1 pseudogene is annotated in these 1,219 nt (G+C 34.2%); it reads left to right on the top strand.

The window, feature by feature from the left end:
- Positions 1-1,219: pseudogene (locus HCCG_RS12360) on the top strand (hypothetical protein); the annotation flags it as partial.

Genomic DNA, 1,219 nt, shown 5'->3' with positions numbered 1-1,219 from the left:
ATCTTGACTACCTAAACACCCTCACACAAAAAACTTTTAGTCTAGAAAATATCTATTGTATCCAAAGCTTTTATGGAAATTTAGGCGCTAAAAAGCTTACTAATGTCGCAAGTATCAATAAAATCCTAAGCCAAAGATTCCCTAATAGCCCTAAGCAACCACAACCCACACAAGATTCACATACTAATCCACAAACTAACAATGCTCAAATAAATCCTAATGAGAGAATCCTAGCTACCACACAAGATTCTACCACTCAAACAAATCTAGCCCAAAGCACACCATTGCAAGACAATACACAATCTCGCCTTAGCCAAACAAACCACACAGATAATCCTACCGCACAAGAGAGAGTAGCAAATCCAGCCCAAAGCACAAACGAAAATCCCACACAAATTTTAATCCTTTATCCTAAAGCTACTCCTTTGCCTATCCAAATCATTCAACCAGAAAATACATTTCTTACACTAGTGGTTGGTAAAAATGCCAAGTTAGATTGTTCTAAACTTCTCTTAGATAAATGTGAAATCCATTACCTCCAATATGATGAAAATCAAGAAGAAAGCACAGAGAATCCAAAAATCACAGCATTAAAAACAGATTCTGAATTAACTCTAACGACTAAAGATTCAAATCTTTATGAAGTTATACATAATGGTATTATATATTACATCTCTAAAAATGAAGGGGTGCTAAGAGTGGCATTAGGGCAGGATAGAGAGGAAGTTATAGAACTCTATAATTTTGCTAAAGAGAATGAGTATAGAATCTTAAAAGATTGCGCCTCACAAATACTAGATATTCAGCTAAAGCTACAAGACAACAAAGAACTACCCACTTCCCACAATGGTAACTTTGCTCTAACAATCAATAACCTTACACTTTTAGATAAAAATGGAAAGAATCTTGATATAGCAGAGGATTATACCCTCTATCTACATAATTGTGAAAATAGAATAATATATGAGAATACTTCTATCCAAAAAAACACAGATGATACTTATCGTGTAAATTTCAGCTTTGACCTCATACAAGATGAGGACTCAAACTTTTTTAAAAGAACAACCAAGCTCATTATAGCAACACAGAATCTAAGTAATGATTTTAGCACAAGTGAAATTCACACTAAAGGTAATGTAGCGGTAGTATCTCTAAGCTCTGCCGACAAAAAGGGTGGGAATTATACTTTTACAAAGAAAGTTTCTGCACAAGAATTTGG

The sequence above is a fragment of the Helicobacter cinaedi CCUG 18818 = ATCC BAA-847 genome, assembly GCF_000155475.1.
Classification (GTDB): Bacteria; Campylobacterota; Campylobacteria; order Campylobacterales; family Helicobacteraceae; genus Helicobacter_C; species Helicobacter_C cinaedi.
Note: the sequence above shows the minus strand (reverse complement) of the source record. Positions and strands in the feature narration are given on the sequence as shown.